Raw genomic sequence first — 454 nt, forward strand, 5'->3', positions numbered from 1 at the left:
CTCCGGTTGCGCCCGTGGCACCCATCGCGCCCGTSGCGCCCGTGGCACCCGTCGCGCCCGTCGCACCCGTGGCGCCGGTGGCACCCATCGCACCCGTTGCGCCCGTCGCGCCCGTTGCGCCTGTGGCACCCATCGCGCCGGTGGCTCCGGTGGCACCCTTGGCACCCGTTGCGCCCGTGGCACCCGTCGCGCCCGTGGCACCCATCGCGCCTGTGGCACCCGTCGCGCCGGTGGCTCCGGTTGCGCCTGTGGCACCCGTCGCGCCCGTGGCGCCAGTTGCGCCTGTGGCACCCATCGCGCCGGTGGCGCCGGTGGCACCCGTTGCGCCCGTGGCACCCGTTGCGCCGGTGGCTCCGGTGGCACCCATCGCGCCCGTGGCACCCGTCGCGCCGGTGGCACCCGTGGCTCCGGTTGCGCCCGTTGCGCCGATGGCACCCGTTGCGCCTGTCGCGCC

General features: G+C 78.1%; 1 protein-coding gene. It reads right to left on the reverse strand.

Features of this window, described 5'->3' with window-relative positions:
* Positions 1 to 454: hypothetical protein (locus RT91_RS19405; protein WP_205408998.1), on the reverse strand; the 454-nt coding region annotated here is incomplete at both ends.

The organism is Acidiphilium sp. JA12-A1, from assembly GCF_000724705.2.
Classification (GTDB): Bacteria; Pseudomonadota; Alphaproteobacteria; order Acetobacterales; family Acetobacteraceae; genus Acidiphilium; species Acidiphilium multivorum.